Genomic DNA, 18,362 nt, shown 5'->3' with positions numbered 1-18,362 from the left:
TCGGTGTTCCTGGGCTCCGAGACGGGAGCGGGAAGCATGCGGAAGACCGGGGCGGACAGGACATTCGAGCGAGTTGCGGCGCGCGACCTCTTTGCGCAGTCGTCATTGGTTCGACGGGCGGTGATGGCGGCCGTCGTGTTCGGCGCGGCCGGCTGCACCGCGCAGCCGGCGACGAGCGCCACGAACACCGAGGCGAGCACCGGCAGCGACGTCACCAGCAGCGGCGGCAGCACCGACGCAGGCACCACCAGCGCCGCGACGTCCGCGGCGACGACGGACGAGCCCACGAGCGGCACGAGCAGCGGGCCCGGCACGAGCAGCACCGAGCCGGCGACCGCGGGCACCACCGCCGAGCCGACCGGCACCGCGCCGAGCTCCACCACCGACCCGGGCACCAGCACGGGCGAGCCGAAGCTGGGCCCGTGCCCGCCCGGGAAGTACCTGCTCTGCGAGAGCTTCGACGACACCGAGGTCGGCGCGATCCCGCCGGGCTGGGTCCGCCACGGCGACCCGATCGGCGTCGCCGACGACGCGGCGGTGAGCGGCGCGCATTCGCTGAAGATGGGCCCGATCCCGGTGTGGGAGCGCCGCATCTACCACGACGCGGCCGCGCTCGGCAGCGGCCACTGGGGCCGGATCCGCTACAAGGTCGCGCTCCCGGTCCCGGACGCCTTCGTCCACTCGACGCTCGTGGCCCTCTACGGCAAGGGCCCGACGACCGGCGATCAGGAGGTCCGCGTCGTCGACACCGTCAAGGAGGACGTCGACGGCTGGAACGACGACGGCAACGGCAATCATTTCCAGTACCTCTACAACGTGCAGCCCAACGGGCCGGAGTTCGGCAAGGGCAGCGACTACGACTGGAAGTTCGACGACGAGTGGCACTGCGCCGAGTGGCACATCGACGGGCCGACGCAGAGCTACGACTTCTACATCGACGGGGCGATCGTCGAGCAGATCAGCATCGCCAACGGGCCGGGCAATACGCGGGCTCGGAGATCCCCGACGCCTTCAGCGAGGTCCGCATCGGCTGGGTCAACTACCAGGAGTCGCCGCCGGGGTTCACCGCGTGGATCGACGACGTCGCGCTCGACGACGAGCGGATCGGCTGCCAGGACTGAGCCGGGCGCGGGCCGTCGTCAGGCCCGGGCGATCTCGACGAGGACGTCGTCGAGTCGGTCGGGCTGGGAGAAGAACGGCGAATGATCGGTGTGGAGCTCGTGGACCGCCTCGCACGGCATCGCCGCGAGCATCGACCGCTGCGCCGCGGGGGTGATCGCCCGGTCCTTGGCGCACGAGATGTAGAATCGCCGCACGCTGCCGTAGCCGCGGTCGGTCAGGGCGAGCGGCGTGGCGAACGGCGCGAGCGGGTTCGGCTTGAGCAGGGTGCGCGCGCGGTCGACGACCTCGCGCTCGCAATCGGCATAGAAGATGTCGGCGATCGCGTCGCGGTTGAGGTCGACGACGCCCTCGTCGGCCTTGACGCACAGGTTCGGGGTCGCCAGCGAGTCGCTGTCCTGCAACGCGACGTCGAGCAGGGACGTGCCGTTCGGCAGCAGGAACGCCGAGAGGTAGACGAGCTTCTCGACCTTGGCGGGGCGGGCCTCGGCGACCGTCGAGATCACGATACCCCCCATGCTGTGTCCGACGAGCACGACGGTCCCCTCGATTTCATCGAGGACGGAGATCACGCGGCCGGCGTAGTGGCCGAGGGTCACCGATGCCGGCGCGGTCTCGTCGGCGCCGTGGGAGGGGAGGTCGAGCGGGGTCACGCGGTGCCCGCGTGCCATCAGCAGCCGCGCCGTCGTGGCCCAGCACCACGCGCCGTGCCACGCGCCGTGGACCAGCACGAAGTGCTTCGGCTCGCCAGTCGCTACTTCACCGCGTTCGTAGGATCTCCGCACCTGGTGGCTCATGCTCGATCGCCGGAACCTTTGACCGTACCGTAGTTGTGGCGCTCGCCCATTGTCAATCCTCGCAGATTGCGGAGCGTCGTCGCCGTCAATTGCGCGGCGCACCCTCGCGCGCTCGAGAATGCCCCTGTCGTCGATCGACGCGAGTCCGACGGCGGTTCGGCGAGCTCTTCCGCAGGACTGCGAGGACGGCGATTGCCGGGCGCACGCGTCGGGCCCGGACAGGTTTCGCGGCCAATCGTCCGCCCGCGCCCGCTCCGCCCGCGTCGAGGTCGGTCATGAGATTCGCCTGGCGTTCGGCCCGATCTGGGCAGAAATTCGCAGGGCGCTCGTGCGAAGTTTGCACTTGCGCACGGCGCTTCACCCGGGCGGATCGCACACGCCGCCGCCCTCGATCGGCGCCTGCTCGCGGGGCGCGTCGATTGCCAGCTCTCCGGTTCGAGCGCAGGTGCCCTGATAGATGCGTCGCCGCTGCCAGGCCCGGCTCCGCCGGCCTCGTCGTCGCGGGCGCCGAGCTGCGGCGGATGTCCTCGGGGACATCACGTGATGTCTCTTGGGACAGCACGTGGATTGACGATCGCGCGCGTCAGCGGACGGACGGCGCCGCGCAGGTCGCAGGCAGCTGCGCTTCCGTCAATGCTCGCGCCCACGCGGGGTCGGCGGCCGCGCGGGCCGCGACCCGGGGCTCGTGGCGCAGGCGGTCCTGGGCGAGCTCGGGCGCGTCGTCGCAGGCGACCGCCCGGAGCACGTGGTCCAGCGCCGCGTCGGGGTCGTCGTCGACGAGCATGAACACCAGGGCGAGGTGGGTCGCGCTGCGCAGCGGCTCGCCCGGCGCGTCCGCCGTGGCGCCGAACGCGACCAGGGCCCGCTCGAAGTCGCGTCGGGCGTGGGCGCGGCGACCGAGCTGCAGGTAGATCTTCGCGCGCGCGTGCAGCAGCACGCCGATGGCGCGTCGGTCCGCGTCGTCGTCGGCGGTGAGCGTCTCGATCCCGGCGAGCGCCGCGAGCAGCTCGCGCTGGAGCGCGGGGTCGTCGAAGTGATGGCGCGCGAGCGTGAACCAGGCCGCGGCGAGGGGGCGGAGGATCCGGGCCCCGCGGCCGCGCGCACGGCGGGCGCCAGGCCGGGCCGGGTCCGCAGCAGATGCAGCAGGTCGGCGTCCGCGAGGCCGGACAGCGCCGCGGCGACGACGGCGGGAGCGACCTGCCGGGCCAGCGCGTCGTGGACGAGCAGGGTGAGCAGGGCGTGATGCGGAGCTGCGGGCGGCGTCTGCTCGAGGATCGCCAGCGCCGCGGGTGCGTCGCCGGCGACCAGGGCCCGGCCGATCTGCGCTGCCGGGGAGGTGTCCGCTGCGAGGTCGTCGAGCCGCGCGCCGCGGAGGGTGATGCGGCGGAGGTCGGCGACGAGGAGGTGCTCCGCGTACGGGTCGGTGTTGCCGATGGCGAGCGAGTAACGGCCGGGGCGCGGGTGCGTCGCCTGGCGGAACGGCTCGTGCGTGCGCTGGCCGTCGTCGTCGGCGACGCACTCGGTCACGCCGCGGTCGGGGAAGAACGTCGCCCGCATGATGACGCGGTGCCGCGTCGCTGCGGAGGACACCGGACGCGAGGCGAACACTTCGCGGTACTGCCCGACGGGCTGGCAGCCGAGCTCACGGAGGCGAAACTTGCGGTCGCCGCGGCCGCCGACGTCGACGCCGATCAGCGGCCGCCCCGCCTCGTCGACCAGCGCGAAGCTCAGGGCCGAGTTGTACTCGGCCCGCGCCACGTCGAGCTCGACCTCGATCTCGACCGGTCCGCCGTCCCAGCGCACGGGCAAGGCCGCGAGGCGGCCCTGGCTCGCCAGCGCTTCGATGTGCAGGGCGCCGGCCACCGGATCGATCCGCAAGGTCGCCGGGCGATCGAAGCGCCAGGCCGGCAGGGTCGCCGCGTCGAAGCGCAGCTCGACGCCCTCGCGCGCGTCGAGCAGGGAGGCGAGGCGCTCCGACATCGCCGCGGCGGCCTCCTCCTGCGCGGCGCTGCGGCCCGGGTGAGCGCGCAGTGGCGGGCGGCGCCGGCGGCCTCCTGGTACGAGCCCAGGTCGGTCAGCAGCGTGGCGCGGCGGAGCAGCGCGTCGGGGGCGAGGGCGGCGTCGTCGAGGTTCTCGGCGTCGAGCGCGAGGGCGGCCTCCGGCTGGCCGGCGCTGGCGAACAGCGCCGCCGCGCGCGCGGAAGCGGCGGCGAACGCCCTCGTCGCCGACCATGGACGCGCTGTCGCGGAGGACCTCGGCGGCGCTCGCGGGCATGCCGGCCGCGGCGAGATCGTCGGCGCGGATCCAGCGCTCGCGCAGCAGATCGTCGGTCAGCGTCGGCGGCGGCGGAACGGACGCGGACGGCGGGGCGACGACCGGGGGAAGGGCTCGTCGCCGACGCCGAGGGCCCACAGGGCGCGCGTCGCGGAGTCTGCCACGAGCAGCCGGTGCGGCGCGTCGGCGGCCAGGCGCACCGCCGCGAGCGGCTCGCAGTGGCCGAGCACGAACGGTTCGAGCCCGCCGTCGGCGGTCTGCCGGACGAGCAGCGTGTGGCGCGCGGCGCCCCCCGGTTCGCGCAGCGGGACCGCGACTTCGTCGTGGCCGTCGCCGTCGAGGTCCGCGATCACGAAGTCGTCCTCGGCCCTGAGCGGCAGGTCGTGGGGCGAGGGCGCGTGCGCGAGGGTCGTGAGCGCGCCGCCGGACCAGCGCAGCAGATGGAGCCCGGGGGCCTCGCCGTGGTGCGGTGATTCGGGGAACACGTCGACGTTCTCGCCGCGGCCGTCGCGGAACGCGACCAGCGCGGTGGTGCCGTCCGGGCGCCGCAGCAGGCCGAGCATGCGGACCCAGCCGAACTGGCGCCGGCCGACCAGCTCGAGCGCGCCGGCATCGTCGACGTGGAACACGCGCAGGTCGAAGGCGCGGGGCGGTCCGAAGGCGGCGACGATCTCCTGGACCCCGTCGCCGTCGAGGTCGGCGGCGACGATCGCCTCGAGGTCGGAGCCGGTGCGGTGGCTCGGCTCGTGGGCCACTCGCATCCCCCCGGGATCGACGACGTGGAACCCGCGCACCGGCCACTTGAAGCCGAAGTACAGCTCGGGGCGACCGTCGCGGTCGGCGTCGACGATGCCGCGCGGGACCGCCGCGACCTCGGCGGGGAAGCGGGCCAGCGGCGGCTCCGGCCGCGTCACGTCGAGCAGCCGGCCCTCGTCGCCGTGCTGCGTGAGCGCCCACGGTGCGTCGCCCTGGACGAGATAGATCCCCGCGTCGGAGCGCCAGCGGGGGCCGGGACGCAGCCGGGAGTCGAGGAGCACGAGCTCGTGGCCCCCGTCGTCGACGACCGCGGCGCTCCACGGCCCGCCCGCGGGCAGGGCGATCGCAGCGCTCGCGCCGATGCCCGCCGGCAGGCCCGGCGTGAGCACGCGGAGCAGCGGACCGAGCCCGGACGACGACGCTTCGGCGAGGCTGTTGGCCGTCGGCAGGTCGCGGCGGCGCAGGGCCGCGGCGACGCGGAGGTCGGTCGCCTCGGGATCGTCGAGCTCGGCGGGCAAGGTCGCGACGACCTGCGAGAACGTCGCGGTGTTCCAGCCGCCGAGGTGGATGCGGGCGATCCGTCGCAGCGCCTCGCTCGCGTCCTCGCGCGTGGACGCCTCGGCGTAGGCGCGGGCGTAGTCGGCGAGCGCCTCGTCGCGCCGGCCCGCGGCGCGTCGGCGATCGCCCCGGTGCTGCCAGGCCTGCGCGAGCGCGCGGGTCCCTCGGTGCGCGGGATCCTCGACGAAGGCGGCGAACGCCGCGTCGGCTCGCTCGGCGACCGGCTCGGCCTCGACGCCGGCGAGGTGCTCGGCCGCCAGGGCTTCGACCCGCTCCTGGACCCAGCGCGTCGGAGCTGCAGCGTCGCCAGCGTGCCCACGAGCGTCAGGCCGGCGATCGCGGAGACCAGGCCGATCCGCCGCAGCCAGCGGCGGCGCCTCGCCCCGAGGTCCGCCGCCAGGGCCGCCAGCAGCGGCTCCATCGCCTGCCAGCGGGCTGCGGGGTCGGCCCGCAGCCCGCGGAGCACCACGTCTCGCAGCCACGCCGGCACGCGCGACTGCGTCGGCGGGCGCACGGTGCCCTCCAGCATCGCCGCTCGCAGCGCCTCGTAGCTGTCGGCGACGAACGGGCGCTCGCCGTAGAGCGCCTCGTAGAGCGACGCGCAGAAGCTGAACACGTCGCTGCGCGCGTCGGCCTCGCCGCCGCGGTGCTGCTCGGGCGCCATGTAGGCGGGGGTCCCGAGCACGCAGCCGGTCGTGGTGAGGTCGACGTCGAAGACCGCCCGACCGCCCGCCTCCTGCGAGGGGTCGCTCTGGGCGTCGCGGACGAGCCCGAAGTCGAGGACGCGGACGCGGCCGTCGTCGCCGACCATGACGTTGTCCGGCTTGAAGTCGCGGTGGACGAGGCCCGCGCGGTGGACCGCGGCGAGGCCCTGACCGGCCGCGACGAACAGCGCGACGATGTCGGAGCAGGGCGCGCCGCCGTGGTCGGCGAGGTGTTGGCGCAGCGTGCGGCCGCGGATGAACTCCATCGCCAGGAACACCTGGCCGCCGGAGGTGCTCACGTCGTAGATGTGGACGATGTTGGGGTGGGACAGGCGGGCGAGGGCCTTGGCCTCGCGGATGAACCGGCCGACGCCCGTCGACGTGCTGCGGTCGGTGCGGACGGTCTTGAGCGCGACCACGCGATCGAGGATCTGGTCGTAGGCGGTGTGGACCACCCCGGCGCTGCCCTGGCCCAGGACGCGCAGGACCCGGTAGCGGCCGAGCTGGTGCCCCGCGCTCGACGCGGCGCGGTCCGGTGCCCTCGCGTCCGTCACCGGCGGCTCGCTGCTGTTCGAGTCCAGCGTCGGGAGCGTCGCCGCTTCGGCGTTGATGTCCGTGGTGCTGGTCAAGCCGCGCCACCGCGCAGTATGCCGAACGGCGCCGGCAGCACGCCATCGGTTCGAAGGCGCTCGCGCAGCTCCTGTGCACCTGTCCGGGCTCGCGGCGCGACGGGCGAGGGCGCGTCGGAGCCTGCGGGCGCCCACACTCGCGAGCGGCCCTCGCGGGCGCGCCGGCGCCGGCGCCGTCGCGCGCGGCGTCCGGCTGCGGCCGCGGGAGGTGGGGTAGACTGCCGTGGCGATGACCCTGCGCGCGCCGCACGAGTCGACCTGGGACGACCGCGTCTCGCCGCGGGAGCGAGGGGGCGGCGCGCAGAAGATGACCCCGGCGCTCGCCCTCGTGTGGTCACTGGAGGAGCCCGAGCGCGTCGGCGAGGTGGCCTGTCTCCCGCCGGGCGTGGACGGGCCGTTCACTCTCGGCCGCGCCGTCGAGCCGGGCGAGGACGGCGCCTTGCCCCTGGTCCTGACTCGCCTCCGCCCGTTCGAGCGGACCGTGACCGGCGCCCTGCGCGACGGCCGAGTCTCGCGCTGGCAGCTCCGCATCGTCCCGCACGCCGACGGCGCGCTGCTGGTCGAGCAGCTCGGACGCGGCGGGCTGCAGGTCAACGGCCACGACGTCGACAGCGCGGTGGTCGTGCCGGGCGACGTCGTCACGGCGGTCGATCGCTTCTCGCTGCTCTACACCCACCGCCCGAGCGACTGGCCGCGCGAGCCGGCGGGCGTCGAGCCGTTCCCGTTCGGCGAGGCCGACGCGTTCGGCATGGTCGGCGAGTCCGCGGCCGCGTGGGCGCTCCGGTACGCGCTCGCGTTCGTCGCGTCGCAGGGCGAGCACGTGCTCGTCCACGGGCCGAGCGGCGCCGGCAAGGAGCTCATCGTCCGCGCGATCCACCAGCGATCGGGGCGGCGCACGCTGGTCGCGCGCAATGCCACCACCATCCCCGAGAGCCTGCTCGACGCCGAGCTGTACGGCAACATCAAGGACTACCCGCACCCCGGGGCGCCCGACCGCGTCGGGATGCTCGGCGAGGCCCACGAAGGCACCCTCTTCCTCGACGAGATCGGCGAGCTGCCGCACGCGCATCAGGCCCACTTGCTGCGCGTCATGGACTGCGGGCAATACACGCGGCTCGGCGAGGCCGGCAGCCGGACCGTCGATGTCCGCTTCGTCTGCGCGACCAACCGCGACCCGGACGACCTCAAGCACGACCTCCGCGCCCGCTTTATCCACACCGTCGCGGTCCCCGGGCTCGACGAGCGCCCCGAGGATATCCCGCTGCTCGTCCGCCACCTCCTCCGCGACGCGCCCGTCGAGGGCCTCTCCGCTCGCCGTTCGGGCGGCGACGGCCCGCCGCTGCCCGACGCGGGCCTGATCGGCGCGCTCGTCCATCACCCCTACAAGGGGCACGTGCGGGAGCTGAAGGCGCTGCTGTTGCGGTCGATCGCGGCCAGCGTCGGCGATCGCCTCACCGCGCCGCCGGATCTCGAGGCCCGGGGCGCCGCGCCGCGACTGCCGGAGCCGAGCACCGAGCCGGCCGACCTGACGCGCGAGCAGATCGTCGCGGCGCTCGAGCAGTGCGGCGGGGTCCGCGAGAAGGCCTGGCGGCTCCTCGGCCTGCGCAGCCGCGATCAGCTCAAGCGATTGATGAAGAAGCTCGATATCGGCTGAGCGACGGCGAGGTCGAGCTCCCCGTCGAACGCGAGCGCGGGGCGTGTCGAGCCGGCGTACGGCCCCACGATCGAGGCGATTCCACCGGGTTCGATCTTTCGACGTACGGCGACGACGTGTGGCGGTCGCCGACGACGGCCGCGATCGGGGTCAGGGACAAGCACCGCGATCCATGCCGCCGCGAGCCCTGGTACGCGATTGAGAGGACCTGCGGAAAGGTCCCGGCCCGCGGGCGAATCCGCGCGGAATGCGTCGGGTCTTGTGTCGCCGCTTGTATCGAGCTACCCAGCAACCGTGGACCGGACACGCTTCTGGAACTTGATCGACGCGGCTCGCAGCGACGCCGGCACGCGCCGCACCGCCGCGGCGCTCGTCGAGCTGCTCGCCGCCTTGCCCGCCGACGACATCGCCGCGTTCGACGCCTGGTATTGGGCCCATCAGGGCGCTGCCCGTCGCCGCGAGCTGTGGGCGGCCGCGTACACGATCATGGGCGGCTGCTCGGACGACGGCTTCGACTATTTCCGCGGCTGGCTGATCGCGCAGGGCGAACGCGTCTACATGGCCGCGATCCACGACCCCGATTCGCTCGCCGACCTACCATTGAAGGAACCCCCGAGCTGCGAGGCGATGCTCGGCGCCGCCGCCGTCGCCTACGAGCGCTCGCAGGGCCGCGAGCTCGCGGGCAGCCCGCACCGCGTCGAGATCGACGGCCAGTCGACCTGGCCCGCCGATCGCCTGAAGGGCGCCACGTTCACCCGCGAGCTGCTGCGCGAGCACCTGCCGCGCCTCTACGCCCGCTTCTGGGACGACGGCGAGCCCGAACAGGAGGACGACGCCGACGACCCCGGCGCGCCGACGCTCGCGCGCGGCGCCGTCAACAAGCCCGAGTTCGTCTCGGTGGTCGGCCCGTTCGCCGCCGGCTCCGCCTTCCCGCTCGCCTTCCCCGAGCTCGGTCGCGACCTGCTCGTCTCCTGCCAGCATTTGTTCGGCCCCGCCGGCGGCCTCTCGAAGGCCGTCCCCGGCGAGCTCATGGACCGCTTCGTCGAATCGGTGAATCTGACCGACCCATTCGACGGCGCGCCGACCGGCGTCGCCGGCCGCTCTCTGGTGATTTCCGGCGCCACCGGCGACGACCCGACCCGCGACCTCTGTGCATTCGCGCTGCCCGCCGGCCACGGGCTGCCGCTGCTGCGATTGGCGGCCCGCAGCCCGATCCCCGGCGACGTCGTGTTCCTCGCCGGTTCGGTGCGAGCCGGCGCCCCGCGGACCCGGCGGCTGCACCGCGCGGTCAAGGTCGCCGACGATCGCGGCCTCGGCGTCGTCGCCTTCGATCGCCCCGACCTCGTCCTCGGCGGCACCAGCGGCGCCCCGCTGCTGTCCGCGCAGGGCGAGGTCGTCGGCCTGCTGGTCCGCTTCATCCCCGGCACGAAGACCTACGGCATGCTGCTGCAGGCCGAGCAGATCCGCGAGCTGCTGCGATCGATCTCCGGGTGAGGGCCCCGGGGCGGCAGAGGTCGTCGAACCGCCCGGGTCATCGCTCGCCCGCAGCCCCAAGAACGCGCTTACGGGTCGAACCCGCCCTTTCTCGCCGGCCTCGGCAATTGCAGTGACCCGTCGCGATTTTGGCGGACACAGGACGCGTCCGGGCGCTCGTTGACCGGCGGCGTCGCGTGCGGCTACCCTCGCCATGGTGGGAGTCCCACGGCGGCTCGTGATCGACGGCGTGCGCTTCTGCTGGACGCGCTCGCACGGGCATCTCGAAGTCGACGGCAATCACCGCTGCGTCGAGCGCTTCTCGGCCTGGCGGGAGGGCGAGCGCCGCGGCGCGCTGCGGGTCCACTTCGTCGACGGTGAGGGCGGGAGCACCACCGCGGGCCAGGGCTGGGGCGGGTACGACGGCAGGCTCCTCGTCGATGGCGTCGCCTATAACCTCAATCGACCCGCGCTCGCGGCGCGGCTGATCCAGGCGGCGATGGCGAGGGGATGGCAACCGGGCAGCGGCCGCGAAATGGTGTGCGACGACGGCTTCGCGCTGCTCGCCAGCGCGGGCGCGCCGAGCGAGCCGCGGCGGTGAGCGGCAGTCAGCCCTCGCCACGGCCCACGCGGCGCAGCCCCGTCGCGCTGGCGAGCAGCATGTCTCGCAGCTGTTGCGCGCGCTCGCGGGCGACCGGCACATGAATGCCGCGGCCATCCGCCACCAGTCCTTCGCCCACCCATACCCGGGTCTCGCCGTCGCGCTCGAACTCCTTGATATGCGTCGCGTTGACCAGCCAGTTGCGGTGGACGCGAGCGAGCGCGCGGCCGAACGACGCCTCGATCGCGGACAGCGACAGGTCGACGTCGAACACGCCGTGGGCGGTGTGCACCCGGGTCAAGCGCTCGGCCGCCTCGAATGCCCACACCTCCTCGCGGTCGAAGAAGACCAGGCTCTTCTGCCGCCGCGCGGCGATCCGCAGCGGCCCGGCGGGCTGTACCCGCGGTCGGCGGGCCCGCAGCCGCTGCAAGCATCGCTCGACCCGCTGCTCGGTGAATGGTTTGAGCAGGTAATCGGCGACCCCGAGGTCGTACGCTTCGAGCGCGTGGGTATTGAACGCGGTCGCCAACACCAGCAATGGCGGCCCGGACAGCGCCGCGAGCTCGCGCGCGATCTCCAGCCCCTCGTTTCGCCCGCCGGAGAGGCGAATGTCGAGGAACACGACGTCGAGCGCGAGGCGCCCGTCGCCCAGCAGGATCTCCCGAGCTTCTGCCGCGGACGCGACGGCGCCCGCGACCTGCGCCAGATTGGAGCCCTCCAGCAGCTCGACCAGGTAGTTTCGCGCCGCCCACTCGTCCTCGACGACCAGGCAACGCAGCTTCTCGCCGCCCTCGCTGCTCATACCGTCCCCTCCGCAGTCACGGGCACCTCGATGACCGCCGAGGTCCCTTCGCTCGACGATCGCAGGCGCAAGGCCGACCCCGGGCACCGGAGCTCGAGTCGTCGACGCACCGCGTGCAGGCCGAGCGCCCCGGAGCGCGGCTCGCCCGTCGGCAGGCCGGGGCCGTTGTCTGTCACCGTGCACACGAGCTTCGTGCCGGCGCCGGCGCCCCGCAGCAGCTTGGCACGCACGGCCACCCGGCCGCCGCCGGCCCGACACAGCGCGCCATGCTGGACCGCGTTCTCCAGCAGGGGTTGCAGCAACAGCTGCGGCAGCAGCACGCCGCCGGCGTCGGCAGGGACGTCCCACTCGAAGCGGATCGCGTCCCCGTGGCGCGACTCGAGGATCTCCGCGTAACGCCGGAGCCAGGTGACCTCCTTGTCGAGCGTCTGCATCTCGCCGTCCCCCTGCAGCGAATCGCGCAACAGGTCTCCGAGGCACCCGAGCAGGCGCCGGGCCTCGCGCGGATCTTGCGTCACCAGCCCGGCGATGGTGTTGAGGGTGTTGAGGAGGAAATGCGGCTCGAGCTGCGAACGCAGCCGCGCCATCTCCGACGAGACCCGCAGCTGCTCGGCCTCGAAGCGCAGCTGCTCCGTCTCGAGCGCGCGGCGCTGCGCCTGTTCGGCCACGTGCGGGGACACGAAGGCGAGCCCCCAGATGCCGGCGATGACCACGCCGATCATGGCGCCGAACCCCGCGGCGAGCGGGAGCGGAGCGGCCCTTTTCATCGAGCTCGAAACCCAGGAGCCCTTCGATCACGAACACGAAGGCGAGGGCGAACAGCGCCCCGACGACCGCTGCGACGAGGAGGCAGGCGATCACCGAGTTCGCCGAGCTGAACCGCCGTCGGGCGCCGTACTCGAACATGGCCGACAACGCGAACACCTGCAGCGGCGTCTCGATCACCCATAGCAAGAACCGGAGGGCGATGCTCGCAATGTGCTCGCCTTCGAAGAACTCGGGGGCGGTCTGCAGCAGACCGATGCCTGTCACCAATGCCATGGCCATCAGCCATGCCCTTCGCGTGAAGAGCGAAGGCCGCTGCAGCGCTGAACCTCTCACGACGCCGCCAAGCTAGCCGCCGCTTTGATGAATGTCAAGACAGCCGCGTGCGCGCCACGTTGATGCCTGGGACGGCTTGACCTCGACCACGCGCGCGCGTGGCCAGGCGCAGCGGTGCAGCGGCGCATCCGCCTCCGGGTGGAGGCGGATGGCGATCGCTGCGACGGCCGCGAGCATGGCGCCGCCAGCCACCCGCGACGTGGCGAAGCCGCCGATCTGCAGAGCATGCGACGCGCGCCCGCGGCTCGACGGCTCTCTGATCATAGACGTCGCAAGAATGCGACCAGGTCGCTCTTCTGTTCCTTGGTGAGTGCCTCGGGAGGGCCGATGTCACCGTCCGCGTCCGGCTCCTTCTCGCCGGGCAGGGTGAGGGACGGGAACTTGGCGAGCAGGTGGTCGCTGTAGAGCGAGACCACGTCTTCCAGGGTCTCCGAGATGTTGTTGTGCCAGTAGGGCGCGGTCCTCCCGATTCCACGCAGCGTCGGGATGTCGAACGCCTCGAAGTCGTGAGGGCTCCCCGTGATCGCCGCGCGCCCCGGGTCGGTGGTAAAGAACTGCGGGAAGAAATTCGGCCCCGTCACGGGGTTGCCGTCGGGGTCGAGCGCGCCAGAGAACGGATCGCCGGGCGGGAGCGCGGAGGCAGGTCCGCGGCGACCTCCGTGCGCGCGGCGTCCTTGTAAAAGCGAAACCGGTAGGCCGGGAAGCTCAGGTCTTTCGTGAAGCTCTCGTGTTCGGTGGCGCCCAGCTGGACCAGGAAGTTCTCCATCGCCGAGCCGATGTTGATAAACTCGTTCTCGGGCTGAGCCGCGAGCACCGGCCTCGGGGGATCCGTCGCCGGGACCTCGAACAGCACGTTGCCGTCGGGTTTGAGCGCCGGGAAGGCCAGATCGTGGACGGCGCGATCGACGATCGTGGCCTTGTTGGCGCCCCCGTGACAGGACGCGCACACCTTCTCGTAGACCTCCCTGCCGCGCTCCTCTTCGGGCGACAGCTCCATCGAAGCCTCGACGTCGCTCACGTCGTCGAATGCGACCCCGCTCGCGAGCTCGTCGGCGACCGCGCGCGCGCGGTCCGACGAGAAGACGCTGCGCTCGAACTCGGCGATCCGCGCGAGCTCGGCCTTGCTCGCCGTGCCTCCTCCGCTGTGCCCCGTGAGGGCGCCTTGCGCCTGCGATTCGAGGGTCTCCTCGCGTCCGTCCAATTGATAGGGGGCGTCAACACCGAGTCGGCGATCGAGGGCACTCCGCGCCACACGAATATCTTGCGATCGGGCGGTGTGGTCACGTTCCCCGCGTCGTCGATCACGTCCATGTTGGCAGGCAAGGTGAGCCACACGCGCACGAGCCCCTTCTTGAGGTGCTCGAAGGTCAACGTCTCGGCGGTGGGGTCGTCGGCGTCGATCGCGGCGAACAGCGGATCGTCCGGGTTCGTCGCGAGCAAGCGAGCGACGTGGTCGGGCGTCAGGGTGAAGTCGTCCTCGGGCACGTGGCAGGTGGCGCAGGAGCGGCCATTGGTCTTCTGGAAGGCCTCCTTGAAGAGCGGCTCGACGGTGACGGCCGGCTCGGTCTGGGTGCCACAAGCGCTCGTGGCGAGCAGGGCGATGGCGCCCAGCGCCGCCAGGGAGGAGTGATTGCGTGCGCCCGCGGCCGGCTTGCGGTCGCTGCGGAGGGGAGGTTGAAGCATGCCGGGCTCCGTTTCGAGGGTCAGGGGTTCCTCCGACTCTCGCAGCGGGCGACACGCCCTGCCATTCGTTCCCGACGAGCCGTCGCGCGCTTACGACGAGCCGTCCCGCGCTGTGCACGAGCCGGAGAGGCGATGAGGATGGCCCGGCGCCGAGCGGACGATGAGGTCGGCCTGCGCGCGATCCGCCCGGCACGCGCGCGGCGCTACGGGGCGGCCCTCGGCGCCGCGATCGGTAGTACGAATGCGTATTCGTAGGACTTCTCCGCCATCTTCGCCGGGAACGCCCAGCGAGCCCCCGCTCCACCGCGCAGTCGACGATCGCCTGCGGCACCTCCGACACCGTCGGCGTCACCGTCTGCGCGCGCAGCACGTTGTCCTGCGGCGCGCCCATCGTCCACAGCAGCGTCATCCGGCCCTGGCTGCCCGGCGCCTTCTTCTCGCAGAACTGGATCTCGCGCACGTGCGCCCCGACGATCGCCTCGAATTGCCGGCGCTCCTTCTCCGCGTCGTCGGCCGGCTCCCCGAGCACCAGCGTGACCCGGGGCCGGCGCTCGAAGCTCTCCGCCGGCGCCTCGCCGACCCAGCCGAGCATCGACTCCGTCAGGCACGTCAGCACCTCCGCGTCGGGAAAGGTCGTCTCCACGATCTCCACCGACTCGTAGATCGTGCCGATGTCCGGGGCGCCGATCTCCGTCACGTCGATCGTCAGCGCGCCGCTGCCCGTCGCCCCGAGGTCCCGCATGCACGCGTCGAAGGCCGCTCGCAAGGCGTCGCTCGGCCGCGCGGGCGTCGGCGCCGGTCGCGGGAGCGCCGGCAGCCCCTGACGGATCTCCCGCTTGCGCCGCTCCCAGGCCTCGCGCCGTGGGTCGGCCGCATCGGTCGCGGCCGGCGTCGCGCTCGCGGTCGGCCTGCCGCCTGTCTCTTCGACCATCTGTGATGATTCGCCCGGCGACCTGCCCAGCGCCACCCATCCGGCCACGCCCGCCGTGGCCGCCGTCGCGACCACGAGCAACCCCTTCACGATCACGCTCATGCTGCCGCCTTTCGTCGCCCCGCTCGCCGGTGTCGTCGTCAGCGCCGGCGGCCCGGCCAGGACGGCCGCGCACCAGCTCTTGCGACCGTCGCAGCGCGAGTCCAGGCGGTCGCGCAGGCGCTTCAGCGAGCGATGGAGGCGCGAGCGGATCGTCGCGGCCGGCACGCCGAGCTCGCGACCGATGTCGACCACCTGCTCGCCTGCGAAGAATCGCCGCATCAGGATCCGCTGGTCTTCCGCCGACAGCGCCTCGATCTCGCTCAGCAGGATCTTCAGCACCGCCAGGCGCTCGAGCTCGCGGTCGGGATCCGGCGCGGACGTCGGCCCTCGACCGTCTGCTCGCGCCGCTCGCGTCGGGCGTCGGCGCGCAGGCGCATGCGAAACAGGTTTCGCACCACCGTCGCCAGCCACGGGCGCAGTGACTCCTCACTGTCCGGCCCGCGCCGCCACGCGGCCACGAGCGCCTCCTGTACGAGGTCGTCAGCCTCGTCTCCGTCGCGCGCCAGGACCTGCGCGAACTGCCGCAGCCACCGTAGGTCCGCCAGCAGGCTGGCCGTCGTCTCCGAATGCGCCATGATGCACTCCCTGCATGCCGCCGGAGCCGCGAGCGTTGCACGGAAAAATCTTGGCGCGCCGCGGTTCGGCCGTCGACCGCCCGCGCCGCGCGCGCAGAGCCGGGGCCTCGCGCGAATCCGGGAGCGGGAGTCGTCGGGCAAGCCGGGACCACGATATCCCGGTCGGCAGGAGGTGCGAGCCTCCGTGCTCTCGCGGCTGCCTCGCCTGCGATCCGGTCGAGGCAGCCGCCCGCGCTCGCGGCCTCGTCGGCCGCGGGCGCTGCTCGGAGCGACTCAGTGCACGAAGATCTGGTTCGTGCCGGTGAAGTTGCTCAGCTCGACGTCCTGCGTGACCGCGTCCTTGTCGGCCTTCGCGGTGGCGGCGAGCAGCTGCTTGACCGTGTCGAGGCCCTTCACCGGCCCGACCTTGAACGGCGAATCCTTGTCGGTGGCGACGTCCACCGGGACCAGGCCGCCGTTGAACTCCACGATCAGGTCGATGAGGTGCGGGAACACGACCCTGCGGCCGCAGTTGTTGCACGCGATCTCGTAGAGCCGGTTGTGCCGGCGATCGAGGTCGGCGAACTCCATCCACGCCACGCCGGGGCCCCACTGCTGGTCGGGCACCGCGAGCACGTTGCCGGCGCCGGTGCCGGTGAGGAAGTCCGAGAGGACCGCGGGCGCGGTCGTCGGGTTGATGTGGAAGAACGACGTGCTCGTGTCCGCGAAGTGACAGCCGTTGCAGGTGTTGACCGAGAACTGCTGGCGCGCGCAGACCTCCCGCGGATCGCTCGAATCGGCGGCGCCGATCTGCCAGTGGGTCGGGGGCAACACCAACGCGTTGCCGCCGCGCAGCGGCATGCCGCTGGCCTCGAGCGGCATCTCGAAGGCCGGGCTGCAGTCACCGACGACCGTGTTGCCGCTCGCGCCGGAGGTGAAGAACGCGCCCATCGAGACCTCGGACAGGACCGCACCGGGCGCGCCCGACGGCGGCATCGGCGTGAACAGGGTCCAGTCGTCGATGTTGAGGTCGGAGCTGGCGTTGTAGGCGCTGTCGTCGGGGGTCAGCGCGACGCTGTGCGGCAGCAGCGGGCCGTCGGCCGGCGTGTCGACGTTGGTGAGCGGGTCCTCGGTGGAGAGCGTGAACTCGCGGAGCTCCCAGTGGAAGTTGAGCGCGTTCTCGTTGGTCCGGATCTGGTTGATCGCGTTCTGGTTGCCCTTGAGCGGCGCGGCGCCGCTCAGCACCACGTTCTCGGTGATGCTCTCCAGGTGCGCGCGCCACGAGGACGAGAACCGGGGCAGCAAGGGGTCGCTGAGCCGGATCCACTGGTTCGCCCAGTCCTTGATCGCCGCGCAGTCCTCCCGCGGCACGCCGTATTCGAAGATCACCGAGAAGGGCAGCTGGCTGCAGCTGTTCAGGTTCTGCACGCCGAACACGAAGCGCATCTCGCCCGCGGTCAGCGGCATGCCGCCGCCGAAATAACCGCCGCCGCTGCTGGTCTTGCCGAGGTCGATGCGGTTGACGATCGCGGACAGGCGGAACGGCGCCTTGTCGAGGTTGAGCGGGCCGCCGAGGATCAGGTTGCCGCCCACCAGCGAGGAGGTCACGCCGCTGGCGTTGGCCCACGGCCGGATCACCTGCTGGAACATCTGCGTGCGCGCGGGGAGCGTGTCGTTGTTGACGACCTGGTTGGTCAGCCAGGTCGACAGCCACTTGACGACGAAGTCGTTGGTGCTGAGGCCCGAGCCGATCGCCATCTCCTCCATCAGGTGCTTGAATGTCCACACCCCGTTGGGGTTGTCGAGCCCGGGGTCGCACACGTCGTTGGTGCGGTTCTTGTCGCGGACCACCGCGAGGTCGGTGATGACGAGCGCCTCCTCCCAGCGCGCCGGCGTCGAGATCGGCATGACCGGACAGGGCCCGAGCGCGACCGGGACGCCGGTGTCGAACACGCTGATGTCGAACTTGATGCCCGTCGTGACGGCGATCGGGTTGCGGCCCTTGAAGACGATCCGGTCCTTCGTGGTCTCGCCGAACTTCTCGAAGGTCGCCTCGGCCTTCGCGCGCTGCTCGAGCTCCTCGTCGGTGAGCGTGGCGAAGGCGGTGAAGAACTGCTTGCCGGGGCTGTCCTTGAGCACGCCGAGCTCGACCAGCGCGTCGCTGCGGACCAGCATCATCGGGTTTTTGGGGTCGCCGACGACGCGGATCAAGCTCTCGCCGAGCTCCTTGTTGTGCGGCTCCGCCAGCTTGATGTGCACCGCGACGTTCTCACCGGCCTCGGTCGCCTTGGGCAACTTCTGGACGAACACCTCGGCCGTCTCGATCGGCTCGACGAACGGCAGCTTCTCCGCCGACACGCTCTCGCCCGGGAACGGGAACTTCGGATCGTCATCCTTCTTGAATTCGACGTCGTCGAGGTCCGTCTCGTCGACTTCAGTATCGGTACACCCCACCGTTCCGAATGCACCGATCGCACCAATCATCATCGCGGCCAACGACGCAGATTGAACTCTATTCCGAGTCATCGCTATCTCCTGGGTTCGGGGACGACGGCGATATGCTCACGGGACAGGCAGGCGATGGAAGCCGGGGAAGGCACCGTGAAACGGCGACCGCATCCCCG

The 18,362-nt window shown here is 72.3% G+C and carries 16 protein-coding genes and 1 pseudogene; 6 read left to right on the top strand and 11 right to left on the bottom strand.

All coding sequences use genetic code 11. The features are described from left to right. Positions 1–120: 120 nt before the first annotated feature. Positions 121–1,206, top strand: coding sequence for a hypothetical protein (locus tag OV079_RS28150; protein WP_267772033.1), 1,086 nt, complete (start codon positions 121–123; stop codon positions 1,204–1,206). Here the strand turns inward: OV079_RS28150 and OV079_RS28145 are convergent. The 3 genes from OV079_RS28145 to OV079_RS28135 all read right to left on the bottom strand — a co-directional run bounded on the left by OV079_RS28145 (position 1,140) and on the right by OV079_RS28135 (position 6,837). Further along, the gene (locus OV079_RS28145) at positions 1,140–1,916 is read right to left on the bottom strand and encodes an alpha/beta fold hydrolase (RefSeq protein WP_267772032.1); all 777 of its coding nucleotides are present in this window, start codon (positions 1,914–1,916) and stop codon (positions 1,140–1,142) included. The two genes, OV079_RS28150 and OV079_RS28145, sit on opposite strands and share 67 nt — an antisense overlap. A gap of 630 nt (positions 1,917–2,546) precedes the next feature. After that, positions 2,547–3,896, bottom strand: coding sequence for a hypothetical protein (locus tag OV079_RS28140; RefSeq protein ID WP_267772031.1), 1,350 nt, complete (start codon positions 3,894–3,896; stop codon positions 2,547–2,549). A 1,204-nt stretch (positions 3,897–5,100) separates the two neighbouring features. Next, positions 5,101–6,837 carry a serine/threonine-protein kinase gene (locus tag OV079_RS28135; RefSeq protein ID WP_267772030.1) on the bottom strand — a complete coding sequence of 579 codons (1,737 nt, stop codon included), beginning with the start codon at positions 6,835–6,837 and terminating at the stop codon, positions 5,101–5,103. Positions 6,838–7,066: 229 nt separating this feature from the next. Between OV079_RS28135 and OV079_RS28130 the strand changes: the two genes are divergently transcribed. The 3 genes from OV079_RS28130 to OV079_RS28120 all read left to right on the top strand — a co-directional run bounded on the left by OV079_RS28130 (position 7,067) and on the right by OV079_RS28120 (position 10,565). After that, positions 7,067–8,491 carry a sigma 54-dependent Fis family transcriptional regulator gene (locus OV079_RS28130; protein ID WP_267772029.1) on the top strand — a complete coding sequence of 475 codons (1,425 nt, stop codon included), beginning with the start codon at positions 7,067–7,069 and terminating at the stop codon, positions 8,489–8,491. A gap of 294 nt (positions 8,492–8,785) precedes the next feature. Beyond that, entirely contained in the window at positions 8,786–9,985 is a 1,200-nt protein-coding gene (locus OV079_RS28125) for a DUF4240 domain-containing protein (protein WP_267772028.1), read from the top strand. A gap of 193 nt (positions 9,986–10,178) precedes the next feature. Beyond that, on the top strand, positions 10,179–10,565 hold the full coding sequence (locus tag OV079_RS28120) for a hypothetical protein (RefSeq protein WP_267772027.1): 387 nt from the start codon (positions 10,179–10,181) through the stop codon (positions 10,563–10,565). A 7-nt stretch (positions 10,566–10,572) separates the two neighbouring features. Here OV079_RS28120 and OV079_RS28115 read toward each other — a convergent pair whose 3' ends face one another. Further along, the gene (locus tag OV079_RS28115) at positions 10,573–11,367 is read right to left on the bottom strand and encodes a LytR/AlgR family response regulator transcription factor (RefSeq protein WP_267772026.1); all 795 of its coding nucleotides are present in this window, start codon (positions 11,365–11,367) and stop codon (positions 10,573–10,575) included. Then, positions 11,364–12,089: a sensor histidine kinase gene (locus tag OV079_RS28110; RefSeq protein ID WP_267772025.1), complete on the bottom strand. Its 726-nt coding sequence runs from the start codon at positions 12,087–12,089 to the stop codon at positions 11,364–11,366. Before OV079_RS28110 ends, OV079_RS28115 begins: the two co-directional genes overlap by 4 nt. Between OV079_RS28110 and OV079_RS28105 the strand changes: the two genes are divergently transcribed. After that, complete coding sequence (locus OV079_RS28105) at positions 12,073–12,318, top strand: hypothetical protein (RefSeq protein WP_267772024.1); 246 nt, start codon at positions 12,073–12,075, stop codon at positions 12,316–12,318. The genes OV079_RS28110 and OV079_RS28105 overlap by 17 nt on opposite strands. 410 nt (positions 12,319–12,728) lie before the next feature. Here the strand turns inward: OV079_RS28105 and OV079_RS28100 are convergent, their stop codons facing one another. Genes OV079_RS28100 through OV079_RS28090 form a run of 3 tightly spaced genes read right to left on the bottom strand, consistent with a single transcriptional unit; the run spans position 12,729 to position 14,151 of the window. Further along, positions 12,729–13,049 carry a hypothetical protein gene (locus tag OV079_RS28100; RefSeq protein WP_267772023.1) on the bottom strand — a complete coding sequence of 107 codons (321 nt, stop codon included), beginning with the start codon at positions 13,047–13,049 and terminating at the stop codon, positions 12,729–12,731. Next, complete coding sequence (locus OV079_RS28095; protein ID WP_267772022.1) at positions 13,046–13,486, bottom strand: c-type cytochrome; 441 nt, start codon at positions 13,484–13,486, stop codon at positions 13,046–13,048. Before OV079_RS28095 ends, OV079_RS28100 begins: the two co-directional genes overlap by 4 nt. Beyond that, positions 13,483–14,151, bottom strand: coding sequence for a hypothetical protein (locus OV079_RS28090; RefSeq protein WP_267772021.1), 669 nt, complete (start codon positions 14,149–14,151; stop codon positions 13,483–13,485). The genes OV079_RS28095 and OV079_RS28090 overlap by 4 nt, the downstream gene beginning before the upstream one ends. A gap of 665 nt (positions 14,152–14,816) precedes the next feature. Between OV079_RS28090 and OV079_RS28085 the strand changes: the two genes are divergently transcribed. Next, positions 14,817–14,975: a hypothetical protein gene (locus OV079_RS28085; RefSeq protein WP_267772020.1), complete on the top strand. Its 159-nt coding sequence runs from the start codon at positions 14,817–14,819 to the stop codon at positions 14,973–14,975. A 332-nt stretch (positions 14,976–15,307) separates the two neighbouring features. Here OV079_RS28085 and OV079_RS58740 read toward each other — a convergent pair. The 3 genes and pseudogenes from OV079_RS58740 to OV079_RS28075 form a co-directional block, all read right to left on the bottom strand. Then, a pseudogene (locus tag OV079_RS58740) lies at positions 15,308–15,463 on the bottom strand (sigma factor-like helix-turn-helix DNA-binding protein); the annotation flags it as partial. Further along, entirely contained in the window at positions 15,457–15,759 is a 303-nt protein-coding gene (locus OV079_RS28080) for an RNA polymerase sigma factor (protein WP_267772019.1), read from the bottom strand. The gene OV079_RS28080 and the pseudogene OV079_RS58740, both read right to left, overlap by 7 nt. A 273-nt stretch (positions 15,760–16,032) precedes the next feature. Then, positions 16,033–18,192, bottom strand: a complete 2,160-nt coding sequence (locus OV079_RS28075; protein WP_267772018.1) for a hypothetical protein — start codon at positions 18,190–18,192, stop codon at positions 16,033–16,035. Positions 18,193–18,362: the final 170 nt, after the last annotated feature.

This window comes from Nannocystis pusilla (assembly GCF_026626665.1).
Classification (GTDB): Bacteria; Myxococcota_A; Polyangia; order Nannocystales; family Nannocystaceae; genus Nannocystis; species Nannocystis pusilla.
This window is presented reverse-complemented; position numbering and strand designations above follow the sequence as displayed.